26 protein-coding genes and 1 riboswitch are annotated in these 23205 nt (G+C 35.2%); of the genes, 23 read left to right on the plus strand and 3 right to left on the minus strand.

The genetic code is table 11. The features are described 5' to 3' along the window. Positions 1-103: 103 nt before the first annotated feature. Both BN2665_RS19325 and BN2665_RS19330 read right to left on the minus strand, forming a co-directional pair. Positions 104-463: a DUF6483 family protein gene (locus BN2665_RS19325; protein ID WP_055668752.1), complete on the minus strand. Its 360-nt coding sequence runs from the start codon at positions 461-463 to the stop codon at positions 104-106. 159 nt (positions 464-622) lie between these two features. Then, a complete protein-coding gene (locus BN2665_RS19330; protein ID WP_055668753.1) occupies positions 623-1615 on the minus strand; it encodes a DUF4003 family protein in 993 nt (330 codons plus the stop codon). A 148-nt stretch (positions 1616-1763) separates the two neighbouring features. Further along, positions 1764-1943: riboswitch (cobalamin riboswitch) on the plus strand. Between the two features lie 146 nt (positions 1944-2089). Here BN2665_RS19330 and hemA point away from each other — a divergent pair. The 23 genes from hemA (at position 2090) to BN2665_RS19445 (ending at position 22047) form a co-directional block, all read left to right on the plus strand. Further along, positions 2090-3283: a glutamyl-tRNA reductase gene (gene hemA, locus BN2665_RS19335; RefSeq protein WP_055668754.1), complete on the plus strand. Its 1194-nt coding sequence runs from the start codon at positions 2090-2092 to the stop codon at positions 3281-3283. Further along, positions 3244-3915 (plus strand): NAD(P)-dependent oxidoreductase, encoded by a 672-nt coding sequence (locus BN2665_RS19340; protein WP_055668755.1) that lies wholly within the window; start codon positions 3244-3246, stop codon positions 3913-3915. The genes hemA and BN2665_RS19340 overlap by 40 nt, the downstream gene beginning before the upstream one ends. Beyond that, positions 3916-4794: a hydroxymethylbilane synthase gene (gene hemC, locus BN2665_RS19345; RefSeq protein ID WP_055668756.1), complete on the plus strand. Its 879-nt coding sequence runs from the start codon at positions 3916-3918 to the stop codon at positions 4792-4794. After that, entirely contained in the window at positions 4795-6264 is a 1470-nt protein-coding gene (cobA, locus tag BN2665_RS19350; RefSeq protein WP_055668757.1) for a uroporphyrinogen-III C-methyltransferase, read from the plus strand. Beyond that, complete coding sequence (hemB, locus tag BN2665_RS19355; RefSeq protein ID WP_055668758.1) at positions 6257-7228, plus strand: porphobilinogen synthase; 972 nt, start codon at positions 6257-6259, stop codon at positions 7226-7228. The genes cobA and hemB overlap by 8 nt, the downstream gene beginning before the upstream one ends. Then, positions 7228-8508 (plus strand): glutamate-1-semialdehyde 2,1-aminomutase, encoded by a 1281-nt coding sequence (gene hemL / locus BN2665_RS19360; protein ID WP_055668759.1) that lies wholly within the window; start codon positions 7228-7230, stop codon positions 8506-8508. The genes hemB and hemL overlap by 1 nt, the downstream gene beginning before the upstream one ends. A 181-nt stretch (positions 8509-8689) precedes the next feature. Beyond that, complete coding sequence (locus tag BN2665_RS19365; RefSeq protein WP_055668760.1) at positions 8690-9520, plus strand: sirohydrochlorin cobaltochelatase; 831 nt, start codon at positions 8690-8692, stop codon at positions 9518-9520. Between the two features lie 3 nt (positions 9521-9523). Further along, positions 9524-10855 carry a cobyrinic acid a,c-diamide synthase CobB gene (locus BN2665_RS19370; RefSeq protein ID WP_055668761.1) on the plus strand — a complete coding sequence of 444 codons (1332 nt, stop codon included), beginning with the start codon at positions 9524-9526 and terminating at the stop codon, positions 10853-10855. Positions 10856-10980: 125 nt separating this feature from the next. Next, on the plus strand, positions 10981-11610 hold the full coding sequence (locus BN2665_RS19375; protein ID WP_055668762.1) for a precorrin-8X methylmutase: 630 nt from the start codon (positions 10981-10983) through the stop codon (positions 11608-11610). Between the two features lie 9 nt (positions 11611-11619). Beyond that, positions 11620-12708, plus strand: coding sequence for a cobalt-precorrin-5B (C(1))-methyltransferase CbiD (gene cbiD / locus BN2665_RS19380; RefSeq protein WP_055668763.1), 1089 nt, complete (start codon positions 11620-11622; stop codon positions 12706-12708). A 6-nt stretch (positions 12709-12714) separates the two neighbouring features. Then, a complete protein-coding gene (cbiE, locus tag BN2665_RS19385) occupies positions 12715-13329 on the plus strand; it encodes a precorrin-6y C5,15-methyltransferase (decarboxylating) subunit CbiE (RefSeq protein WP_055668764.1) in 615 nt (204 codons plus the stop codon). Further along, on the plus strand, positions 13310-13870 hold the full coding sequence (cbiT, locus tag BN2665_RS19390) for a precorrin-6Y C5,15-methyltransferase (decarboxylating) subunit CbiT (RefSeq protein ID WP_055668765.1): 561 nt from the start codon (positions 13310-13312) through the stop codon (positions 13868-13870). Before cbiE ends, cbiT begins: the two co-directional genes overlap by 20 nt. Then, positions 13871-14536: a cobalt-factor II C(20)-methyltransferase gene (locus BN2665_RS19395; RefSeq protein WP_055668766.1), complete on the plus strand. Its 666-nt coding sequence runs from the start codon at positions 13871-13873 to the stop codon at positions 14534-14536. It begins immediately after the preceding gene. A gap of 12 nt (positions 14537-14548) precedes the next feature. Next, positions 14549-15292 (plus strand): precorrin-4 C(11)-methyltransferase, encoded by a 744-nt coding sequence (cobM, locus tag BN2665_RS19400; protein ID WP_055668767.1) that lies wholly within the window; start codon positions 14549-14551, stop codon positions 15290-15292. A 1-nt stretch (position 15293) separates the two neighbouring features. Beyond that, a complete protein-coding gene (cbiG, locus tag BN2665_RS19405) occupies positions 15294-16277 on the plus strand; it encodes a cobalt-precorrin 5A hydrolase (RefSeq protein WP_055668768.1) in 984 nt (327 codons plus the stop codon). Between the two features lie 114 nt (positions 16278-16391). Further along, on the plus strand, positions 16392-17120 hold the full coding sequence (gene cobJ / locus BN2665_RS19410) for a precorrin-3B C(17)-methyltransferase (RefSeq protein ID WP_055668769.1): 729 nt from the start codon (positions 16392-16394) through the stop codon (positions 17118-17120). Beyond that, on the plus strand, positions 17117-17899 hold the full coding sequence (locus BN2665_RS19415; protein ID WP_055668770.1) for a cobalt-precorrin-6A reductase: 783 nt from the start codon (positions 17117-17119) through the stop codon (positions 17897-17899). The genes cobJ and BN2665_RS19415 overlap by 4 nt, the downstream gene beginning before the upstream one ends. A 47-nt stretch (positions 17900-17946) precedes the next feature. Next, positions 17947-18678, plus strand: coding sequence for an energy-coupling factor ABC transporter permease (locus tag BN2665_RS19420; RefSeq protein ID WP_055668771.1), 732 nt, complete (start codon positions 17947-17949; stop codon positions 18676-18678). A 1-nt stretch (position 18679) separates the two neighbouring features. After that, positions 18680-18973 (plus strand): energy-coupling factor ABC transporter substrate-binding protein, encoded by a 294-nt coding sequence (locus BN2665_RS19425; protein WP_055668772.1) that lies wholly within the window; start codon positions 18680-18682, stop codon positions 18971-18973. Next, the gene (locus BN2665_RS19430) at positions 18939-19640 is read left to right on the plus strand and encodes a CbiQ family ECF transporter T component (protein ID WP_074042367.1); all 702 of its coding nucleotides are present in this window, start codon (positions 18939-18941) and stop codon (positions 19638-19640) included. Before BN2665_RS19425 ends, BN2665_RS19430 begins: the two co-directional genes overlap by 35 nt. 325 nt (positions 19641-19965) lie before the next feature. Beyond that, the gene (gene uvsE, locus BN2665_RS19435; protein WP_055668774.1) at positions 19966-20925 is read left to right on the plus strand and encodes a UV DNA damage repair endonuclease UvsE; all 960 of its coding nucleotides are present in this window, start codon (positions 19966-19968) and stop codon (positions 20923-20925) included. 66 nt (positions 20926-20991) lie between these two features. Continuing rightward, positions 20992-21168, plus strand: coding sequence for a YjfB family protein (locus BN2665_RS26435; RefSeq protein ID WP_074042368.1), 177 nt, complete (start codon positions 20992-20994; stop codon positions 21166-21168). A gap of 336 nt (positions 21169-21504) precedes the next feature. Continuing rightward, on the plus strand, positions 21505-22047 hold the full coding sequence (locus tag BN2665_RS19445) for a 50S ribosomal protein L25 (protein WP_055668776.1): 543 nt from the start codon (positions 21505-21507) through the stop codon (positions 22045-22047). Between the two features lie 57 nt (positions 22048-22104). Here the strand turns inward: BN2665_RS19445 and BN2665_RS19450 are convergent, their stop codons facing one another. Continuing rightward, positions 22105-23199 carry a GerAB/ArcD/ProY family transporter gene (locus BN2665_RS19450; protein ID WP_055668777.1) on the minus strand — a complete coding sequence of 365 codons (1095 nt, stop codon included), beginning with the start codon at positions 23197-23199 and terminating at the stop codon, positions 22105-22107. Positions 23200-23205: the final 6 nt, after the last annotated feature.

Genomic DNA, 23205 nt, shown 5'->3' on the forward strand with positions numbered 1-23205 from the left:
CCATTGGCACAAGCTTTCTACAGAATTTGCGGGACTTTCGGGTCCCGCATTTTCTAATCCAAACTTTCTATGCATTTAAACCTTACATTTATTAACTTAGAATTTAATTGTATTTATCTGTTTTAAAATATATACTTTTTATATCTTCTATCCCCTGATAAATCTCTTCACTTGTAAAATTTCCTTTTTCTAATTCTTCATCACTCTTTTCAAGTAATGTGTTATAAAAGTCAAATGCAATTTGATAAATTTCTTCTGTATTATTTTTGTTTATTGCCTCAAAAAGTATATTTTCAGCTTTATTATAATCCCCATCATTGACAAGGCGTTTAAGAATAATCCGAAGAATATCTCCAGAACCAATATTACTTAAATTTATTTTTTCGATACTTTCCTCTTTTTTATTCAGCACCGTCTTTGCTATATTTTTTGCAAGATCATTAATTAATTTTTCGATATTCATGTACTTTCACCTTCTTTAAGTTCACCTGTATTACATTCAACACTTAACATAAAAATCCTTTGAAAAATAGTGGTAATGATTAAAAGCAACAATATTGTCTATAATTATAGTCACATTAACTATCAAGAACATTTTGCAAGAGAAGCGACCCCTTTAAATTTAGGAACTAGAACTAGAAGCCGCTGCTGCCGAAGCTGCTACAGTACCAGCAATGGCCGCATTTTGAGCAGCTATTAAGGTTTCTATAGAAGTACTAAAGGTAGTACCTACAATCTCACCATTTTTAAGCTTATCTATATAATCCTCACTAATAAGGGAAATAGAGAACATAAGATTGATCTCTTTTCCAGACCATTTAAAGGCTTTTACGCTCTTTAGGTGATTATAAAGCTCTACTACCTTAGTGGCTGACTCTTCCGCATAATCCTCTAAAAGACAAAGGAAGCCAAACATTTCATAGCAGTTAGAATATATTTTGATGCCTTCTTCCTTAAAGTATCTGTGGAGTTTAACACAAGTAGTTACCTTTTCTTCTGTACTTTTAGGACTTAATACCAGCATATGAGATAGTAATTGTAGTCCATCACTTTTTGAAAAACCTTCAGCTACTAATCTTGAATAGCATTCTTCCATTTCAGTTGTAAGCGTTCTTGTATCCTTGTCAGAAGCACTTAGCAAGGCTGCCATGGGGTAGTCACTATAACCTGTGAGCCAAAAGTGGTTGCTTTTCATGCTTTCATATAAAGTATAGCTTTTACTTATCCTTCCGTTCCAGTCACCTATTTCTGAGGAGGTGAGAATTGAAAAGGCAGCTATGCTGGAATAATTATTTTTCTTAAAGCCTTGCTGCTTCATCTTATCCTCTAGAGAAATTAAATCCTTAAAGGCACTTTTGGGGTCGTTAACAGAAGTTAAAAGTAGGGTAGATATGATGAAAAGATGGTAACTCCTATAGCTAGAGAAAGCTCCAGTATTGTCCTTTATATATTTTTGTAATTCTTCAAAGTCATCATCATTAAAGTCTTTTTTCTTTAAGGTGTAGATAAGAGCAGCAAATTCCACAATAAGCTTTGAGGTCCATTTATGATGAGAATAAATAGTTTCGTAGTTCTGAAGAAGATTATCTACTTTATTTTTTAATAAAATATCCATTATGCTCACTCCTAAAATATTGTTATATATATTTTAGCATAAAATCTACTATAGAAAAACGGAATATAACTGCAACTTATAGATGTATAAAAATAAAAGCATTGAAATTTTTTAATCTATGATATAGAATTTAATTATCAATATAAATGGAATATTAAAAGTTTTAGGTACTCTTTCGTAGAGTTTAAAAGGGAAAATGGTGAGAATCCATTACAGCCCCCGCTACTGTAACAGAGACGAATCTCGACCACTGGATATTTATATATCTGGGAAGGTGAGAGGAGGAAGACCTGTAAGTCAGGAGACCTGCCTATAACTAGCTAATCCCTCGGAGGGCGGGAAAATGGCTATGTAGATAACTAAGAGGCATTACCTGTTTTTGCGTACTTATTATGCCTTTATGTATATTTATATGCCTATACGCCTTTACCACTTGGGTAAAGGCTTTAATTTTTATTTGGAGGGATTGCATTGATGCAAGCGGTGTTAATTCAGCAGGACTTACCTTTAGATATAAGGGAAAAACTATCTTTGAGCAAGAAGAGACAAAGCATGCTCAGGGAAGGGCTTTTGGAAATATGTAAAGAGATAATAATTTTATCTACTTGCAATAGAACAGAGATCTATGCAAATTCTGATAAAGCATATGAAGAGTTAATAGAATGTATCTTTAATATCTGTAACTGGGATAAGAACCTAATGGACTATATGTCTCATATTAACCATGATGAATTGATTACACATTTGATGGAGTTAAGCTGTGGTTTTAAATCCAAGATTCTAGGAGAAGACCAGATATTGAGCCAATTAAAAGAAGCCTACAAGGATTCACTAGAGGAGGGAGCTTCTCAGGGAGAATTAGGAAGATTGTTTCAAGAGGCCATTGCTTGTGGCAAAAGATTTAGACAACAGGCTAATTTGTATGAAATACCTGTTTCCTCAGCTTCTATTGCTTGTAAAATGGCTAAAAGATTTAAGGCAAAGAACTATATGCTCATAGGTTTTGGAGAAGTGGGAACACTAGCAGCAAAATATATTTTATCAGAGGATACAGAAAAGCTCTATGTGGTAGTAAGAAATAAAAAAGTTTTAACTTTAGAGGATGAAAGAGTAGAAATTATAGATTTTAATGAAAAAAATGATTATATAGAATTTGTAGATTGTATTATAAGCTGTACAAGCGCACCTCATACAGTGCTTAGGAAGGAAGAGATACCTGGAAATAAAGCCTTGGCTATCTTTGACTTAGCAGTACCTAGGGATGTAGAGACTGATATAGGAGAATTGCCTAATATAAGGCTTTTTGATATAGATTATATAAGCGCCTTAGATGACGAGAACAAAAGACTTAGAGAAGAAAGAATGAATAGCTGTAGGCATATAATTGAAACCTTCATTGAAGAATATAAGCAGTGGATTGAGCTTAGAGAAATAGCACCTCATATTAAGAACATAAAAGCTTATGGTGAGGCTATATATAAGGAAAGAGTTCAGAGCTATAAAAGTAAAAGTAAGAGCTTAGAAGATCAGGAATTAGCGATAACGCTGATAAAGAGCACTTCAGATGCTTATGTAAACAGAGCCATAGAGGTTCTTAAGGAAGAGAAATTAAGGGGATGTGGTAACGAGTGCATGAGGATACTAGAAAAGATATTTCTCAGGGAATAATGGATTTTCTTCAAATATCCTTAATTTCTACCAAAGTTAAGGTAGGAGTAGTAGGAGGAGGAAGAGCGGCACTGATAAAGGTTAAAAACTTCTTAGAAAAAGGCTGCAGTGTAGAGGTACTGTCAAAGGATTTTGCAGAGGATTTTAAAGCTATAGCTGATGAGAAGCTAAAAATCATAAAAGGAGTCTATGATAAAGCTTTTATAATGGATAAGCATATAGTGATTTTAGCCTTAGAGCCAGGAGAAGCCTTAGAGGAAGCGATAAAGCACTGTGAAGATCACCACAAGATATATATAAATTGCAGTGATTTCAAAGAGGGCATGGCTCTTATGCCTACTCAGTATAGAGGTGAAAATTTATGCTTTAGCCTCCATACCTCTGGGGGAAATCCTAGAGCTACCAAAATGATAATGGGTAAAGTTACCAAGCAACTAGAAGAATATGATGAGTTTATAGGATATATAACAAAGCTTAGAAATAATGCTAAAGCACTAGAACATAAAGAGAATATAATAAATTTTTTGGTTTCGGAAGATTTTGAATATTTTCATAAAAAAGAAAAAGAAAGACTTATAATTACTATGTTTTTTGGTGAAGAAATCAGTGAGAAAATTTTTGGAGGAGAGTAAATGAATATAAGGATTGGAACTAGAAAAAGTAAGCTGGCTCAAATACAAACAGATTATATTATAAGTAGATTAAAAGAAAAGTATGATTTTGACTTTGAAAAGGTTCTTATTCAGACAGAGGGAGATAGCAGATTAGATGTTACCCTAGATAAAATCGGAGGTAAGGGACTATTCATAAAAGAAATAGAGTTTGCACTGCTTCATGGAGATATAGAGGGAGCTGTTCATAGCATGAAGGATGTGCCTTATGAAGTAGGAGACAGCTTCAAAATTGCGGCTATGCCTATTAGAGAAGATGTAAGAGATGCCTTTGTTTCCATGAATGGAGTACCCTTTGAAGCTTTGCCTAAAGGCGCTAAGGTAGGAACAAGCAGTATAAGAAGAAGTGCTCAGCTAAAGCTCATGAGACCAGATTTAAACATAGTGCCTATAAGAGGCAATGTAGAAACAAGAATATCTAAAATTCAAAAGGAAAATCTAGACGGTATAATACTAGCAGCAGCAGGACTAAAAAGATTGGGCATGGAAGAGATAATAACTAACTATTTTGACCCCTTTGAATTCGTGCCCGCAGTAGGACAGGGAGCTTTAGGAGTGGAGATACTTAAGGAAACGGAATATAGAGAAGTGTTTGAATCCCTAGATAATAAAGAAGTGAGGCTTTGTGTAGAGGCAGAGAGAAGCTTTATGAGAAGATTAAATGGCGGGTGCCACTCATTAATAGGAGCCTATGGAGTTTTACAGGGAGAAGACCTATATATGGTAGGAACCTTTGAAGTAGGAAACCATATAGTTAAAAAGGATATCCTAGGCAAGAAAGAGGAGCATCTAAGATTAGGAGAGCTTCTAGCAGAAAAAATATTGAAGGGAGCACTATAGATGGTTTATATAATTGGAGCAGGTCCTGGAGATGAGGAGTTATTAACCTTAAAAGCTATTAATGCTATGAAAAAATGTACTGCGGTACTTTATGATAGGCTCATTGGAGGGAATATATTAAATTATTTAAGGGAAGATTGTGAAATATATTATTGTGGAAAGGAACCAGGCTGTCACTATAAAACTCAAGAAGAAATAAATGAAAGCATTGTAAGGCTAGCTAAGGAAGGTCATGTGGTAGGTAGAATTAAAGGAGGAGATCCCTATGTCTTTGGAAGAGGCGGGGAAGAGGCCTTGGCATTAATAGAAGAGGAAATAGCCTTTGAAGTAGTACCAGGCATAACCTCTGCCATTTCTGTGCTTAACTATGCAGGCATACCGGTGACCTCTAGAGGAAAGGCTCAAAGCTTTCATGTGATAACAGGCATGAGTGCCTCTATGCTAAAGGTAAATTGGGAAAGCTTAGCTAAGGAAGAAGGAACTTTAATATTTCTCATGGGTTTAGAGAGTATAGAAGATATATGTTCTAATCTGATAGGTCATGGCAAAGCTAAGGACAGCCACTGTGCTGTAGTTATGAGAGGAACCACCTCAAAGCAGAAAAAAGTCATAGGAACCTTAGAAAGTATTTCTCATAAAGTTAAGGAAGCAGAGTTAAAATCTCCCTGCATCATAGTGGTAGGTCAGGTAGTAGAGCTTCAGGAAAAATTAAGTTGGTATGAAAGAAAGCCTCTCTTTGGATTAAATGTATGCATCACCAGAAGCAAGGAGCAGGCGGAACCCTTAAAGTGGAAGCTAAAGGACTTAGGTGCTGAGGTAACAGAGATAAACTCCATAAACATAGTGGATACCTCAGAAAATTTAAAACCTGTAGAGTCTAAATTGCCTTTTTATGATTATATAGTTTTGACCAGTGTAAATGCTGTTAATACTTTCTTTAGTTATTTGTTAAGAAATTCTATAGATTTTAGAAAAATCAAAGGAGAATTCGTGGTTATCGGAAAAGCCACTGCTAGGGCACTAAAGGAAAGAGGAATAATGCCTTTCTTAGAGAGTAAAGAGTTCTATAGTGAGAGCTTATTTGAGGAAATTAAGCCTAAGCTTTTAAAACACCATAAAGTGTTAATTCCTTGCTCTAAAATTGCCAGAAACTATTTGCAGGAAGAGATAGCTAAATGCTGTCAGGAAGTGGATAGAATTAATATCTACGAAACCAATGAGGGACATATTAAAAATCCTAAGTCTTTTGAAGAATGTGATGTGATTATATTTACAAGTCCTTCTACGGTAAAGAACATGATAAGTCTTGTAGGACTAGAAAAAATAAAAGAGAAGATTTCTATAGCCATAGGTCCTATAACTAACAGAGAGCTTGAAAGTCATGGGATAGAGGCCTTTATGTGCAAAGAGGCTAGTGAAGAAGGATTAATAGAAGAAATCAAAAGCATAAGGAGTAAAATAAATGGTTAAAAGAAATAGAAATTTAAGAAAAACAGCAGCAATAAGAGACTTGGTAAGAGAAACAGTGCTAAATCCACAAGATTTTATATACCCCATCTTTGTAGTAGAAGGGGAAAACATAAAAGAAGAAATAGCCTCATTGCCAGGCAATTATCACTTTTCCGTAGATAGGCTTGAAGAGATTGTGGAACAGGCTAGAGATGCAAATATTAAGGGTATAATATTATTTGGGCTGCCTGAGGAAAAGGATGAATGTGGAAGCCAAGCTTTTAATGCTGAGGGTGTGGTGCAAAAAGCTATAAAAAAGGTAAAGGAGCTTTATCCAGAGCTTTGGGTTATTACGGATGTATGCATGTGCCAATATACAAGCCATGGCCACTGCGGCATATTAAGAGATGGTGAGGTTCATAATGATAGCACTTTAGAATACATTGCAAAAATAGCTCTATCACATGCAGAGGCTGGGGCAGACATGGTAGCTCCTTCAGATATGATGGATGGAAGAGTAGAAGCTATAAGAAACCTATTAGATGAAAATGGATATGAAAGCGTAGGCATAATGGCTTATAGTGCTAAGTATAGCTCAGCCTTTTATGGTCCCTTTAGAGAAGCGGCAAATTCCGCTCCTAAATCTGGGGATAGAAAGACCTATCAAATGGATCCAGCAAACTTAAGAGAAGCTATGAGGGAAATTCAAGGGGATATCGAAGAAGGAGCAGATATAATCATGGTAAAACCAGCCCTATCCTATCTTGATGTGATACGCTCAGCAAGAGATAGATATGACTATCCTATTGCAGCCTATAGCGTAAGCGGAGAATATGCCATGGTTAAAGCGGCCTCACAGTTAGGATATATAAACGAAAGAGCTATTGCCATGGAAATGTTGCTTTCTATAAAAAGAGCTGGAGCGGATATGATAATAACCTATTATGCGATACAAGCTTCAGCTTGGATTAAGGAGGAATTATAATGAGAAACGCAGAGATATTTGAAGAATCCAAAAAGTATATGCCAGGAGGAGTGAATAGTCCTGTAAGAGCCTTTAAGGATATGGAAATGAATCCTCCAATTATAAAAAGAGGGGAAGGACCCTATGTTTATGATGAAGAGGGTAAGGAGTATATAGATTTTGTAGGAGCCTGGGGGCCTATGTTATTAGGCCATTGTGATGATGATGTAGTAAAGGCCATAAAGGAAACCAGTGAAAGTGCCATAGCCTTTGGAGCACCTACAGAGCTAGAGCTTAAGCTTTCAAAGCATATGTGTGAAACCTTGGATAATGTAGAAATGATAAGAATGGTTAACTCTGGTACAGAAGCTACCATGAGCGCTATAAAGCTAGCAAGAGGCTATACAGGCAGAGACAAAATATTAAAATTTGCAGGCTGCTATCATGGTCATTTTGATGGCTTCTTAGTAAGTGCAGGCTCAGGAGTGCTAACGGAAGGTATTCCAGGCAGCAAAGGAGTGCCACAAGAAAGTATAAAAAACACCTTAGTGGCGAAGTTTAATGATATTAACAGCATAAGAGAGGTTTTTGAAGCTCAAGGGTCTCACATAGCAGGGGTGATAATAGAACCCATAGCTGGTAATATGGGGGTTATACCTGCAGAAAAGGAGTTCCTAGAAGAGCTTAGGAGCCTTTGTGATCAGTATGAAACCTTACTTATATTTGACGAAGTAATGACAGGCTTTAGGGTAGCCTATAAAGGAGCTCAAAGCCTTTACAATATAAAACCAGATTTAGTGACCTATGCAAAGATCATGGGAGGAGGACTTCCCTGCGGAGCCTATGGCGGAAGAAGAGACATAATGGAAAATCTATCTCCTTTAGGAGGAGTTTATCAAGCTGGAACCATGTCAGGAAATCCTATAGTCATGGCTGCAGGTTACGCTACCCTTAGAAAGCTATATTACAACCCAAGCTACTATGAGCACCTAGAGCGGATTGGACATACTCTTCAAAGGCTCTTAGAGAATGTAGCAGAGGAAAAGGGAATAAAAATAAAAATTAATCGCTGTGGAGCTATGATGACACTATTCTTCACTGAAAGTCCACAGGTTAAAACCTATGAGGATGTAATGACCTGCAACACTGAAATTTATAAGGCCTTTTTTAAGCATATGCTATCAGAAGGTATATACCTTCCTCCTTCACAATTTGAAGCATTGTTTTTATGCGTGAAGCATGATGAAGAGCATATAGGAAGGTTTGTAAAAGCCTTTAGTAAATTTGAATTAAGTAGTTAATAAGGAAAGATTGTTATTAATGCACAATTCACAATGCACAATGCACAATTAAGGTGAATTTTTCTCAGTGTTACTGAGAAAAATTTAGAATTTAATATTATTCGTTTTTTTCGCTTTGCGAAAAAACCTCCTTAATTTTGAATTGTGAGCTGTAAATTGTGCATTGAGAAAGTGAGGATACATGAAAAAAGCTATTTTAGTAGTAAGCTTTGGTACCACTCATCAGGATACTTTAAAGCTCACCATAGAAAAGATTGAACATAAGGTAAGGGAAGAATTTAAAGATTATGAAATAAGGAGAGCCTTTACAGCTCATATAATCATAAAAGTGCTGAAAGAAAGAGATGGAATATACATAGATACACCAGAAGAGGCTCTTGGTAAGCTAAGAGATGAGGGCTATGAAGAAGTTATAGTTCAGCCTCTTCATATAATACCTGGTGCAGAATTTGATTATATAAAACTAGTAGTGGATAAATTTAAAGAAGAAAAAGCCTTTAAAAGCATTAAGCTAGGAAGGCCAGCCCTATTCTTCCAAAAGGGAGAGGATACCCCTGATGATTACAGCATATTTATTAACAGCATAAAGGGCATAATCCCTAAGGATAAAGAGATGGTTTTTATGGGACATGGAACGGCACATCATGCCAATGCTTGCTATAGCTGCCTTCAGTACATGTTTATAAAGAAAGCTATGCATAATGTACATATAGGTACAGTAGATGGCTATCCTACCTTAGGAGAAATTATTGAAATTCTAAAAAATAAACAAGTTAAAGAATTAAAGCTTGCTCCTCTCATGCTGGTAGCTGGAGATCATGCAAAGAATGATATGGCTTCTGAGGAAGAGGATTCTTGGCAAAGCATGTTAAAAGCAGAGGGGATGGAGGTGGACATATATCTCCATGGCTTAGGAGAAATTGATGCTTTCCAAAATATATACCTAGAGCATATAAAAGATGCCATAGAGGGAACTTATGACAGGTTTATGACCACTCATAAAAAGGTATAGTTTATGAAGGGTATAGTGATAGCTTCAAATGCCAGTGGTGGTGGAAAAACTACATTAACCCTAGGCTTAATGAAGGCTCTAATCGACAGAGGATACGATGTACAAGGCTTTAAGGTAGGCCCAGACTATATTGATCCAGCCTTTCATGAAAAAATTACAGGAAAATCTTCGAGAAATTTGGACTTTCATCTTATGGGAGAAAAGGGAGTTAAGGCTTCCTTCTCTAGAGGCAAGGGTGATGTGGCGGTAGTGGAAGGGGTCATGGGGATCTATGATGGAAAAGGTATCAGTTCAGAAGGTTCCACAGCTCACATAGCTGACCTGCTAAACTTGCCCATAATATTAGTGATAACACCAAAAGCTCAAAGCCTCACTCTGTGTGCAGAATTAAAGGGAATATTGGAGTTTGGACAAGCTAGTATCCAGGGAGTTATATTTAATAATATTACTGAGAGCTATTTTAAGCTATTAAAAGTTTTAGTAGAACAGAACCTAAAGCTAAAGGTCTATGGCTATTTACCAAAGAATGAAGGCCTTGCTCTAAAGAGCAGGCATTTAGGCCTTGTGCAAAGCAGCGAAGTGAAAGACTTAGAGGAAAAAATAAGCCTTTGCAGCACCCTACTTAATGAAAATTTAGATATGGAAGAGCTTATCAAGGATTTAAAAACCTGTGAAAGTGAAAGCTATGAAGATTCTTATATGCTTAACAATAAAAACATAAATATAGCCATAGCTAAGGATGAAGCCTTCAGCTTTTACTATAAAGAAAATATTGAACTCCTAGAACAGGCGGGGACGGTTAAGTACTTTTCACCTTTAAGGGATGAAAAACTACCAGAGAATATAGATTTTCTCTATATTGGAGGGGGCTACCCTGAGGTTTTTAGAGAAGAGCTAAGCAAAAATAAAGCCTTATTACAGGACATAAGAGTAAGGCTAGAAATGGGTTTAAGATGCTATGCAGAATGTGGTGGTCTTATGTATTTAACGGAAGCTATAGAAGGAAGTCCTCAGGTAGGATTTTTTAAGGGACAGTCCTTTATGACCTCAAGACTTCAGAATTTTGGTTATGCAAATTTAGAGGTGGCAGAGGAAAATGTTCTGCTTCCTAAGGGTACTAGCATAAGCTGCCATGAGTTTCATAAATCCTATGTGGATTTAGAGGAAAAGGCTATATATGAGGTTAAGAAAAATAATTTTGATAATAGTCAGAAGGTCTGGGATTGCGGTTATGTAAAAAACAATACCTTAGGAGCCTATGCCCATGTGCACTTTTTCGGGAATATAAAGTTCTTAGATGCATTGACCACTATAAAGCATGACTCCAATAGTTAATCAGGGTAAGGATTTATTGACTATTTCTAAGTGATATAAATTAAGCAATTTTTATGGTTATATAAAAAATTTCATTAATTGTGCATTTTGAATTGTGCACTGTGAATTAAAAAAGGGGGTAACTTATGAAGGAATATATTAAAATACCTATGGATATAGAGAAAAAAAGCTTTGAAATCATTGGAGAGGAGATGGGAACCCATAACTTCTCAGAAAAAGAGTTATCAATAATAAAAAGAGTTATACATACCACTGCGGATTTTGAATATAAGGATTTAGTTTATATAAGAGAGGGCTCTATTGAAAAGGCTCTAGAGCTTTTAAAAAAGGGAATAACCATATATACAGATACCAATATGGCGCTGTCAGGAATAAATAAAGCTGCATTAAAAAAGCTAAATTGCAATGTGGTATGTTATGTAGCTCAAGAAGAAGTAGCTAGTTTGGCTAAGGAAAGGGGTATAACTCGTTCTATGGCTGCTTTAGAAAAAGCTGCTCAGGATGGAGTAGAGTTCTTTGTATTTGGAAATGCACCTACGGCTTTATTTAGGTTGAAAGAATTAATCGAAGAAGGTAAAAGCAGTGCAAAATTTATAATAGGAGCCCCCATAGGCTTTGTAGGAGCAGCGGAGTCCAAGGAAGAAATAGAAAAGCTGTCTCTGCCTATGATAACTGTGAGAGGTAGGAAGGGTGGCAGCACTGTAGCTGCAGCCTTAGTGAATGCTCTTATGTACATGCTTATATCTAGGGAATAGAGGTTTAATATGTTGCAGCTATATGTAGACAAGGATGGAAAAAGGCTTAGATGCGGGTACACCACGGGTTCCTGTGCTGCTGGAGCGGCTAAGGCCTCCACTCTTATGTTATATGAAAACAGAGATTTAGAATATATAGGCATAGATACTCCTAAAGGAATAAAACTTCACTTAAAGATCGAAAAAATCCTTAGGAAAGAGGATTACGTGGAGTGCTGCATCTTAAAGGATGGTGGAGATGATCCCGATGTTACCCATGGACTAGAGATATGGGCGAGAGCAGAAAGAAAAGCTAAAGGGTATACACTAAAAGGGGGAAAAGGTGTAGGAGTTGTCATGGGAGAAGGGCTCTATGTAGAAAAAGGTGAGCCCGCTATAAATCCTGTACCCAGGAAGATGATTGAGGAAGAGGTTAAAAAAGTATTACCCAAGGATAGAGGTGTGGAGATAACCATTTTTGTACCTAGAGGAGAAGAAATCGCGAAAAAGACTTTTAATCCTAGATTAAACATAGTAGGCGGTATATCTATATTAGGCACTACGGGAATTGTGACTCCTATGTCTGAAGAATCCTTAAAGGAATCTATAGAGATAGAGATAAAGCAAAAACTTGCTAAGGGCATTAAGGATTTTGTATTGGTTTTTGGCAATATGGGAGAAGAGGTGGCAAAGGCCCAAGATTACAAAGAGGAACAAATGGTAATGATATCTAACTTCGTAGGCTTTGCTTTAGATAGCTTAAGGCAAAAGGGAGTAAAAAACATAACTATAGTAGGACATATAGGAAAGCTTTGTAAGATTGCTGCTGGCTGCTTTAACACTCATAGCAGAGTTTGTGATGTAAGATTAGAGGTCATGGCCTTAGAAATAGCGCTCATGGGTGGGGACGGTTCTCTAGTAGAAAGAGTTTATAATGAAAAAACCACAGAGGGAGCTATAAAGCAAATACCACAAGAGTTTTCTGAGGTTTATAATCGTATTGCTCTAAAGGTAAAAAACAGCATAGAAAAATATTGCTATGAGGAATTAAGCTGCAATGTAGTAATGTTCAGCGGTGCTAAAGAACCAAAAATATTGAGTTTCATAAAGGAATGGTGAAGCTAAATGATATATATTGTAGGCTTAGGACCAGGAAGTGAGGAATATATTCTTCCTGTAGCTGTAAAAACATTGAATAAATGTGAAAAAATAATAGGTTTTAAAAGAGCCCTAGAGAGTCTTCATTTTATAGAGAAAGATAAATATGAAGTTAAAAGCATTAATGACATATTAACTTTTTTAGATAAAGAACCGTCCCTAAATATAGCTGTTGTGGCTTCAGGAGACCCTTGCTTTTATGGCATTACGGATTTTATAAAGAGGAATTATAAAGGAAATTTAAAGGTAATACCTGGTCTCAGTTCCTTTCAATATCTTTGCGCTAAAGGGGCTATAAGCTGGAATGGAGCCTATGTAGGAAGTATGCACGGACGAGAAGAGAACTTTATAGAAACAGTAAAAAATCATGAACTGTCCCTTTGGCTTACGGATAAGAAAAACAATCCTAAGGCATTGATGAAAAGACTTATAAACGATGATATAAAATGCCAGGTCATAATAGGAGAGAATCTTTCCTATGAGGAGGAAAGAATTCTGCAGGGAGAGGCTCAGGATTTTATTGAAGAAGAGTTTAGCGATTTATGTGTGGTGGTGATAAAAAATGAGATATATAAAGGATGAAGAATTTCTAAGGGGGGACACCCCTATGACCAAGGAAGAGGTAAGGATATTAAGCCTATCTAAATTAGACATAGAGCCTAATTCAGTGCTGCTGGATATAGGAGCAGGTACTGGTTCCGTAGCAGTACAAATGAGCAAGCTTTGCCCTGAGGGTAAGGTTATAGCCATAGAAAAGGAAGAGGATGCTTTAGAACTGATTTTGAAGAATAAGGAGAAGTTTCATTGCAATAATCTTCAAATCATAAAGGGAGAAGCTCTAGAGGTAGAAAAACATATAGATATAATCTTTGATGGAATCTTTATTGGTGGTAGCGGAGGAAATTTAGAGGAAATAATAAAGGCCTATGCTAAAAAGTTAAAACCTAATGGAAAGATGGTGTTTAATTTTATATCCCTTAAAAATTTAAGTACAGCTACAAATACTTTAAAAGCTTTGGATTTTAAATTTACTATTAGTCAAATAAGTGTATCAAAGGTAAAAGGCGAACATCAGATGCTTTTTGCCAATAACCCTATATTTATATTGGAGGCGTGGAGATAAATGGCTAAATTTTATGGAATTGGTGTGGGACCTGGAGATAAGGAGCTTTTAACTATAAAAGCAGTGAAGGTTATAGAGAATAGTGATGTGATTGTGGCCCCTAAGGCTATGTCAGAGGGAAAGAGCATAGCTTTAGAAACTGCAGAAGAATACATAAAGGAAGGTACAGAAATACTATTAAAGCATTTTCCTATGGGTACCCCAGATAAGGAGGAGAAGGTTTTAGAGGCATTTGACAGCATTGCTGAGAGATTAAGAGAAGGTAAAAATGTATCCTTTCTAACCATCGGAGACCCTATGGTTTATAGCACCTATATACATCTTTTAAATTACATAGAGGCTCAGGGCTTTGAGGTGGAAACCATACCGGGTATAACCTCCTTTTGTGCTTCCGCTAGCTTAGCTAAGGAGCCCTTAGTTATAGGGGACGAGCCTTTGCTTATAATTCCTGCTACTAGCATAGCTAGAATAAGGGATGAAAAAAATGTAGTTATCATGAAAGTATATAAGAGAGAAGAGGAAGTAATAAATTTCCTAGAAGCTAAAGGTTTTAGCTATGTATATGTAAAAAAAGCCGGAAGGGAAGGTCAGGAGATCTTAAGAAATAAAGAAGAAATAATTAAAAATCAAGAGTATATGGCTTTAATTATAGCCCACAGGGCATAGGAGGAATATATAATGGTTTATTTCATAGGAGCAGGACCAGGGGATGTAGATTTAATCACTGTAAAGGGCAGAGATATTCTATCAAAAGCAGATGTGGTAATCTACGCAGGGTCCTTAGTGAGTAGTGAGCATCTAAAGTTCTGCAAAGAAAATGTAGAGATTCATAATTCAGCCTCTATGACCTTAGAGGAAGTTATAGAAGTGATGAAAAATAATAGAGAAAAAACTATAGTAAGGCTTCACACAGGAGATCCAGCTATATATGGAGCTATAAAGGAGCAAATGGATGAGCTAGATAAACTCACCATAGACTATGAGGTAGTGCCAGGGGTAAGCTCCTTTACTGCAGCAGCTTCTGCTATAAAAAAAGAATTCACATTACCTCAGGTATCTCAAACGGTTATTCTAACAAGGATAGAGGGAAGGACTCCTGTACCAGAAAAGGAAGATCTTGAAAAGCTTGCCTCTATAGGAGCCTCCATGGCTATATTTCTATCTATTTCTATGATAGACAAAGTGGTAGAAAAGCTTAGAAGAGGTTATGGAAGAAATGTGCCTATAGCAGTAATAGAAAGAGCCAGCTGGGAAGACCAAAGAGTTATATTAGGTACCTTAGAGGATATTGCTAAAAAAGTAGAAGAAGCAGGCATAAAGAAATGTGCTCAAATTTTAGTGGGTGACTTTATTAATTGTGAGTATGAAAAGAGCAAACTCTATGATAAGGCCTTTACTCACATGTTTAGAGAAGGTATATAAGATGAAGGTTGCCTTAATAAGCTTTACGAAGCAAGGAGATGAAATAGCTCTTAGGCTGTCTGATGAGTTATCAGAGTCAGAGCTATTCCTAAAAAAGCATCAAGATAAAGCTTTTAATCTGAGTGCTAAGATGAAGGAACTCATGGATAGCTTTGAAGGTATTATTTTCATAGCTTCCACAGGCATTGCGGTGAGAGCTATAGCACCCCATCTTAAAGGTAAAGATAGGGATCCTGCGGTGGTGGTAGTAGATTGTCTAGGTAAATATGCCATAAGTCTTTTAAGTGGCCATCTAGGAGGAGCTAATGCTCTAGCTTTGAAAGTATCAGAGATATTAAGGGCCCTTCCCATAATAACTACGGCGACAGATGCTCTAGGCATAGAAGCTCCAGACATCCTTGCAAAAAACTACGGACTTGAAATAGAGGATTTAGAAAAAGCCAAGAACATAGCAGCTATGCTGGTAGAGGGGAAAGGCGTAGCTTTTAAGGATGAAAGAAATATCATAAACTTGCCTAAGGGTTATGTAAGCATAGAAGAAAGCCACCATGGGAAGGTAATAGTTACTCATAAAAAGCTTTCACCAGAAGGAAATCTTCTAAGGCTTATAAGAAAAGATATAGTCTTAGGTATAGGCTGCAGGAAGAATCATGAGTACATAAAGATGAAAAATAACATAATTAAGGTTTTAGATAGCATGATTATTGACCTTAGAGCAGTAGGAACCATTGCTACTGTGGAGGTGAAGAAGGAAGAAAAGGCTATACTTCAATTAGCGGAGGAGCTAAAGGCTGATCTTAAAATATACTCATTAGAAGAAATAAAGAATATAGAACATAAATACCCAGGTAGTGATTTTGTAGAAAAAACCATAGGAGTGAGAGCGGTATGCGAGCCTTGTGTAGAGCTTACCAATGCTGAATTAATCACTGAAAAGTTAAATTTAGACGGTATGACTCTATGTATAGGGGTAAGGCGTCTATAGGGAAACAAAGGTGAAGATTAACTTGTACATGTTCCCAAATGCTATCTTTAAATCATTATGGTGTATGTATATAGTTGAATTTGTTTTCCTATATAAAGGAAGGAGAAGAACAAAATGAGTAAATTATATGTTATAGGTATAGGCCCAGGAGGCCTTGAGCACATGAGCTTAAGAGCTAAAAAGGCTATAGAAGAAAGCGATATTATCGTTGGGTATATAAAATATATCGAGATGATAAAACCCCTAATCCAAGGAAAAGAAATTTATGCTAATGGCATGAGAGGTGAAGAGGATCGCTGTAGGGAAGCTTTAAGGCTTTCTAAGGATAAGGTGGTATCAGTAGTAAGCACCGGAGATTCAGGAATTTATGGCATGGCGGGACTTATATTAGAGCTAAAAAAAGATGAAGTTGTGGAGGTAATACCAGGAATTACTGCGTCCTCTGCTGCAGCTGCTGTGGTGGGAGCTCCTCTCATGCATGATAATTGTAATATCAGCTTAAGTGATTTGATGACAGAGTATGAGGCTATAAAGAAAAGAGTGGAGTTAGCAGCTCAAGGGGATTTTGTTATATCCTTATACAATCCTAAGAGCAAGGGAAGACCACACTATTTGAGAGAGTGCATAGATATAATAAAAAAATACAGAACGGAAAATACTCCAGTAGCAGTGGTTCGCCATGCTTTGAGACAAGGACAGGAATATACTCTATTTACATTAGAGAATTTTGATGAAAGTATAGTGGACATGTTCTCCATAGTGATAGTGGGAAATAGTAAGAGCTTTATAAAAGAAGGGGTCTTCATAACTCCAAGAGGCTATAAAGTAGGTAAAGAACAATGATAGCATTGATTCTAGGAACCTCAGAAGGAAGAAAAATACTATCTCTTCTAAATGAATTTACAGAGGATATATGTATTACTACAGCCACAGATTATGGTGGTGAGCTATTAAAAAGCTATAAATATAAAAATCTCAATACAAAACCTTTAGACGGAGAAGCTTTAACTCAATGGTTAAAAGAAAATGGAGCAAAGGTATTAATAGATGCCTCTCACCCCTATGCTTTAGAAATAAGCAAAACCGCCCAGCAGGTCTGCAACCATATGAATATAGAATATATCAGATATGAAAGGCCTTCTATATATGAAAAATACAAAAATGAAAAACTAGTTATAGAAGTTACTTCCTATGAGGAATTAGGAAGTAAGCTTAAGAATGTAGAAGGAACTCTTTTGAATACTACAGGCAGCAGAAATATAAAAAAGATATTGGATTTAAGTTTATCTAATAGAATTGTCCATAGAGTGCTTCCTTCCTTAAAAGTCATGGAGGAATGCTTTGCTTTAAATGTAAGAGTGGAAGATTTAATAGCTATAAAGGGACCTATAGGATATTCCTTAAACAAAGCTTTCATTGAAGAGTATGAGGCTAAGGGTATCATACTTAAAGATAGCGGATTAGAAGGGGGCACAGAAGAAAAGATTAGAGCAGCCATAGATTCAAAGATACCGGTCTACATAATAACAAGGCAAATTAATAGTTATGATGGTGTAGTATTTGAGGATATAAATGCTTTAATTGATTATTTAAATAATAAGTACCTAAAAAGAAGTTTTTAGGAGCATAAATATTAATGATATTCATGTAAAGTATAAGGAGGGTAAAAATGAGTAATTTAACAAAAAAATCTTTAATCTTTCTATTTAGCTTAATGGCTATCATGTCGCCGCAAGCTGTACAAGCTATGCATATTGCAGAAGGATTCTTGCCAGTAAAATGGTGTATTATCTACTTTGTTTTAAGTCTACCTTTTATAGTATTAGGCATTAGAGATATCAAGAATAAAACCTTAAGAAGCAAGGATTTAAAGATGCTTTTGGCCTTAGTAGGAGCTTATGCCTTTGTGTTATCGGCCATGAAAATTCCTTCAGTAACAGGGAGCTCTTCCCATCCAACTGGTACAGGCTTAGGAGCTATTATCTTTGGACCCTTTTCTATGGCTATAATGGGGTCTTTAGTACTAGTGTTTCAAGCGGTACTTTTAGCTCATGGAGGTATAACTACCCTAGGAGCAAATATTTTTTCTATGGCTATAGTAGGACCAATTATATCTTTCTTAACTTATAAGCTACTAAAAGATAAGAATAAAAAGTTGGCTATTTTCTTAGCTGCTATGTTGGGAGACCTAGGCACTTACATTATTACCTCCATACAGCTAGCACTAGCTTTTCCAGATAAAACAGGAGGCTTTATACTATCTCTAGAAAAATTCTTAGGGGTATTTGCATTGACACAAGTTCCTTTAGCTATAATAGAAGGTATTATCACTGTGATAGTTTTCGAATTTATTGAAAAATATGCTACTAAGGAATTAGTGGAATTAGGAGAGGTGATGTAGCATGAAAAAGAAGAGTTTAATACTAATATTGATATGTGTTTTGCTTATAGCAGCACCTTTTATAATAAGTAAAAATGGTGCTTTTGAGGGTGCTGATGCACAGGTAGAAGGCAAAATTACAGAAATTGATGAAAGCTATGAGCCTTGGTTTGAAAGTCTATGGACACCACCTTCCAGCGAAGTAGAAAGCTTTTTATTTGCATTGCAAGCAGCTGCAGGAGCAGGGTTTATAGGATATTATATAGGCAGAAAGAAAAAAGATGTTAAGGCTGATAATAGCTTATGCCAACCTTAGCATAAAAAAACATATAAATCCCTTCGAAAAGCTAATACTTTGTATTCTACCTTTAATAATAGTAAGCTATTCTAAAAGTTTTATTCCTTTGCTATTAAATATAATGATTTTTCTAATATTGCACATAAGAGCTAAGAATCCCTTATCTATGGTTTTTAAATTTACCTTTGCAGTATTTTTGTTCGCTGCCTTTTCAAGCATTACCTTTATTTTTGATTATGGATTGAAGAATTCTATGGTTATATGGTTAAAGAGTATTAATGGAGGCTTATGTGCCTCCTATCTTTCTCTTACTACTCCCATGGAGCATATATTTTATGTGTTATCAAGAAAAGAAGGTCTAAGAGATATTTGTGACATAGCAAAATCCATGGAGAGATTTATAATATTACTACAGGATGAGTATTATACAATGAATAATGCCATGAGAGCTAGAGGTGGTTTTGTTAGCTTAAAGCTAAAAATCATAAACTCAGGCAAATTAGCTGCTCTTCTTTTTATGAATACCCTGCACAGGTGGAAGGAAATAAAGGATGGAATAAATAGCAGAGGCTATAGAGGAAGTATGAATTACAGCAATATAGAATTTGATTTTTCTATTTCTAGAATATTTATTATGGTTACGTATTTTATTGTCTTAACCTTAGTTGTGATGATATGTAATTGATCCTATATTAAATATTAAAAAGCCTATCATAAGGATTGTTCTTATGATAGGCTTTTTAATATGAAATAAAAATTACAGGTCACTTTTACAATATTAATAGTGAAAATCATTACTTATCTTTAAATTCATATTACAGGAAGTATCTATAGAGGTGATTTCTACATATATATTTGCTTTTGCAGCACCATCATCTATAAATATTGCAATGGGTTCTTGCTTTTCAGTACCATCAATACAAGAATAACTAATAGATATATTATCCTATAGCATATTCTTTAATCAATAAATACAAACTAAAGCATATCAATTTTAAGGGAGTGTTATAATGAGAGTTCGTTTAGGATATGTGGCTATTGCTCTGAATCTGCCCAAGGTTACCTCCTCTAGCACTGTAACTTATGCTAATTATTTAAAGCAAAGCAATGAGGAGCAAAAGCTTAATAAGCTAAAGCAGGTGACCTTATCTAATTTAGATGATCTCTATAAGATACTTAATTATAATGTAAAAAATAAATTTCATTTTTATAGAATAACCTCTCAGCTAGTGCCCTTAGCTACTCATCCAGAGGTTAGAAACTGGGATTATAGAAGGATCTTTAAAAAAGATTTTGAAAGAATAGGGTTATATATTAAGAAAAACAATATGAGAGTAGACACTCATCCAGATGAGTTTAATGTGCTAAATAGTCTTAGAGAAGATGTGGTGGAAAGCACTAAGCGCAATCTATGGTTCCATGTCAATCTTTTTGAGGACATAGACTATGAGCTAGGTAAGATGGTATTACATATAGGTAGTGCTCAAGGTGGGAAGGAAGAGGCGAGGAAGCGATTTATAGATAATTTTAAGGCTTTTCCTAAAGAGATAACTTCTAGATTAATATTAGAAAATGATGATAAAACATTTACGGCTAGAGAGGTCATAAGTATATGCAATGAACTAGAAGCTCCCATGGTTTTTGACGTGCATCATCATATTTGCAATAATGAAGGGGAAACTGTTGAAGACCTCATTGACGAAATATTCAACACATGGAAAAGGGAAGAGCTTCCTACAAAGTTTCACTTCTCCAGCCCAAAAAAAGGTGAACTGGATAGGAAGCATTCCGATTATATAAATCCTTTGGATTTTATTAATTTCTTAGAATTATGCAAACCTCTAAATAAGGATTTTGATGTGATGTTAGAAGCTAAGATGAAGGATTTAGCATTGATTAAACTAGCGGAGGATATTAAAGTATTAAGGAAGCAATGGAAATGGATTGACGAAAGCACTTTAGAAATTTAATACCCTTATATTCACTTTTCATATTTTAATACGATAATTATAATAAATATGAAAGGGGGAATCCTAATGGACATAGCAGGATTATCCGTTGCATTAAATCAATCCAAGGTTATGCAGGCTGCAAGCTTATCAGTAATGAAGATAGCCATGGATAGCGGAAAACAAATATCTGAGCAAATGACTGAAATGCTATCCCAGCCACAGGATCCTAACTTAGGTAGATTTTTAGACGCAAAAGTATAAATTTAACAAAGATAAAAGCTATGAAAAGGGCAAGAGAAGCCTATATTCATAGCTTTTATTTTTTTATTATTTTACAGTATAAGCTAATTAAATCTCTTAATCTCTTAATAATTATAAACAAAAGGTTAACATTTACTTTTATGGATTTACTTTTCCACGGAATAAGCTACAATGAATGTAAGGTAAGGATAAAAGGAGTGTGATGCATATGGGGAGATTGAACTCTATTTCTTATAGTAGATTTGATATTTCCTGATATGTTGTTAAAGATATATCTTAAATTGCTATAGGAAATTTAATAAATATCTATAATATCAAAAGAAAGAGGGATATGTTATGTCACAGTTAGCAATTGAGATAAAAGAAAGAACTTTTAATGAGAATGCAAAGAAAATAAGGAAGAATGGAGAAGTACCAGGGATTATTTATGGTGAATTTATGGACAACACTCTTCCCATTAAGGTAAATAGCTCAAAGTTAAAGAGCCTTCTAAAATATAATTCTAAAGGTTCAATATTATCTTTTAAATTTAAGGATGAAGCCAAAAAATGTGTAGTAAAACAGGTTCAGAAGGATAATTTGACAGGAGAAATACTTCATGTGGATTTTCAATATGTAAAGAGTAATGAGACTATAAAAATGAATATACCAGTAAATTATGTAGGACAAGAAAATTTAGAATCTAGAAAACTATTTTTAGAGACATTCTTGCCAGAATTAGAGGTTCAAGGAGAGGTAGAAAAGATTCCTGAATACATAGAAATTGATGTATCAAAAAAGAACTATGAAGATAAGATATTTTCGAAGGATGTAGAGCTGCCAGAGGAGGTTAAGCTTGTAACAAAGCCTGATATTCTCTTAGCTTTAATTAATGGATAGAATATTTAAAGGAGCTGCTTTGCAATAGAGATCAACCTCTATTGTGAGCAGCTTCTCTTAACTTGAAATATAAGCCTTAACAAATTTCTTTCTAAGCTTAATAGTAATTAAAGTTATTATAGGTATAACTGCTTGAAAGAACAAGGCGTAATAAGGCCAGGTGGAAACCAACCAAGTGTTGGTTTCCATTATGCTTTCATAACTCCAAAAGCATATATTAATCATTAATAAGCTTACGGGCATAGCTAGTTTCCTATAGGAGTCTATATTAAAAATACTTGCGAAGCCTTTAGTAGCAGCTAAAAAACATATACAGGTTTTTATGAAGCCAGTCAAAAGGAAGGCAACGGCCACAACGATTTCTAAACGCTGAAATATATCTGCCACCTCCACTCGACTTATGGCTATGTAGGTAGGAAAGTACATTCTTACCATTATGTTTTCACTTAAGACTAATAAATTTCTTAGAGAAACTAATAGTATTACCAAACCTGATATAAGAATGCCATAAATATAAGTCTTTTTAATGGAGGCTTTATCCTTTAAACAAGAAAATATCATAAGGAAAACCACGGATTCGCCAAAAGGAAAGCTTAAAGATGAAAAAGCCCCTTTTAGTACCAGAGCATAATTAATATTGTATATAGAAAAATTTGTTTTATCAAAAGATATTATTGAAAGTAAAAGGTTTAAAGCAAGCATTATCATAATTATAAATAAAAAAAATACAGATATTTTACCAATACATTCTATACCATTTTTTATACCCCAATAACACAATATGCTTATAATTGATACGCTAACAATTTGAGGAGTTTCCGATAAACCTATTATGCTTATAAATTCTCCAAAATTTCTAAGCACTAAACCTCCTAAATGTAGAGCGAACCAAGTATGAAATATATTAATTACTTTACCCATGATATTACCAAAAACTATTAAATTTATTTGAAAAATATCCTTGCCTATGAAACATTGAAGAATTCTTATGTAAATGCTAACCAATAATATAGCTAATAAAATAGCTATAACTATAGCCAAACCCACATCTTTTTTTGCAATGCTACCTGTACCTAATACTAAGGCACTCCCAAAAATAAACATTATAATTAAGCTAAGTCCCTCTTTAGTGGAAATAATCTCTTTTTGCATATAAAT

This window comes from Desnuesiella massiliensis (genome assembly GCF_001403615.1).
Classification (GTDB): Bacteria; Bacillota; Clostridia; order Clostridiales; family Clostridiaceae; genus Desnuesiella; species Desnuesiella massiliensis.

Excerpts from the sequence above, each read along its gene's own strand:
- BN2665_RS19325 (WP_055668752.1), bottom strand. The coding sequence starts at position 463 with ATGAATATCGAAAAATTAATTAATGATCTTGCAAAAAATATAGCAAAG.
- BN2665_RS19330 (WP_055668753.1), bottom strand. The coding sequence starts at position 1,615 with ATGGATATTTTATTAAAAAATAAAGTAGATAATCTTCTTCAGAACTAC.
- hemA (WP_055668754.1), top strand. The coding sequence starts at position 2,090 with ATGCAAGCGGTGTTAATTCAGCAGGACTTACCTTTAGATATAAGGGAA.
- hemC (WP_055668756.1), top strand. The coding sequence starts at position 3,916 with ATGAATATAAGGATTGGAACTAGAAAAAGTAAGCTGGCTCAAATACAA.
- cobA (WP_055668757.1), top strand. The coding sequence starts at position 4,795 with ATGGTTTATATAATTGGAGCAGGTCCTGGAGATGAGGAGTTATTAACC.
- hemB (WP_055668758.1), top strand. The coding sequence starts at position 6,257 with ATGGTTAAAAGAAATAGAAATTTAAGAAAAACAGCAGCAATAAGAGAC.
- hemL (WP_055668759.1), top strand. The coding sequence starts at position 7,228 with ATGAGAAACGCAGAGATATTTGAAGAATCCAAAAAGTATATGCCAGGA.
- BN2665_RS19365 (WP_055668760.1), top strand. The coding sequence starts at position 8,690 with ATGAAAAAAGCTATTTTAGTAGTAAGCTTTGGTACCACTCATCAGGAT.
- BN2665_RS19370 (WP_055668761.1), top strand. The coding sequence starts at position 9,524 with ATGAAGGGTATAGTGATAGCTTCAAATGCCAGTGGTGGTGGAAAAACT.
- BN2665_RS19375 (WP_055668762.1), top strand. The coding sequence starts at position 10,981 with ATGAAGGAATATATTAAAATACCTATGGATATAGAGAAAAAAAGCTTT.
- cbiD (WP_055668763.1), top strand. The coding sequence starts at position 11,620 with ATGTTGCAGCTATATGTAGACAAGGATGGAAAAAGGCTTAGATGCGGG.
- cbiE (WP_055668764.1), top strand. The coding sequence starts at position 12,715 with ATGATATATATTGTAGGCTTAGGACCAGGAAGTGAGGAATATATTCTT.
- cbiT (WP_055668765.1), top strand. The coding sequence starts at position 13,310 with ATGAGATATATAAAGGATGAAGAATTTCTAAGGGGGGACACCCCTATG.
- BN2665_RS19395 (WP_055668766.1), top strand. The coding sequence starts at position 13,871 with ATGGCTAAATTTTATGGAATTGGTGTGGGACCTGGAGATAAGGAGCTT.
- cobM (WP_055668767.1), top strand. The coding sequence starts at position 14,549 with ATGGTTTATTTCATAGGAGCAGGACCAGGGGATGTAGATTTAATCACT.
- cbiG (WP_055668768.1), top strand. The coding sequence starts at position 15,294 with ATGAAGGTTGCCTTAATAAGCTTTACGAAGCAAGGAGATGAAATAGCT.
- cobJ (WP_055668769.1), top strand. The coding sequence starts at position 16,392 with ATGAGTAAATTATATGTTATAGGTATAGGCCCAGGAGGCCTTGAGCAC.
- BN2665_RS19415 (WP_055668770.1), top strand. The coding sequence starts at position 17,117 with ATGATAGCATTGATTCTAGGAACCTCAGAAGGAAGAAAAATACTATCT.
- BN2665_RS19420 (WP_055668771.1), top strand. The coding sequence starts at position 17,947 with ATGAGTAATTTAACAAAAAAATCTTTAATCTTTCTATTTAGCTTAATG.
- BN2665_RS19425 (WP_055668772.1), top strand. The coding sequence starts at position 18,680 with ATGAAAAAGAAGAGTTTAATACTAATATTGATATGTGTTTTGCTTATA.
- BN2665_RS19430 (WP_074042367.1), top strand. The coding sequence starts at position 18,939 with ATGTTAAGGCTGATAATAGCTTATGCCAACCTTAGCATAAAAAAACAT.
- uvsE (WP_055668774.1), top strand. The coding sequence starts at position 19,966 with ATGAGAGTTCGTTTAGGATATGTGGCTATTGCTCTGAATCTGCCCAAG.
- BN2665_RS26435 (WP_074042368.1), top strand. The coding sequence starts at position 20,992 with ATGGACATAGCAGGATTATCCGTTGCATTAAATCAATCCAAGGTTATG.
- BN2665_RS19445 (WP_055668776.1), top strand. The coding sequence starts at position 21,505 with ATGTCACAGTTAGCAATTGAGATAAAAGAAAGAACTTTTAATGAGAAT.
- BN2665_RS19450 (WP_055668777.1), bottom strand. The coding sequence starts at position 23,199 with ATGCAAAAAGAGATTATTTCCACTAAAGAGGGACTTAGCTTAATTATA.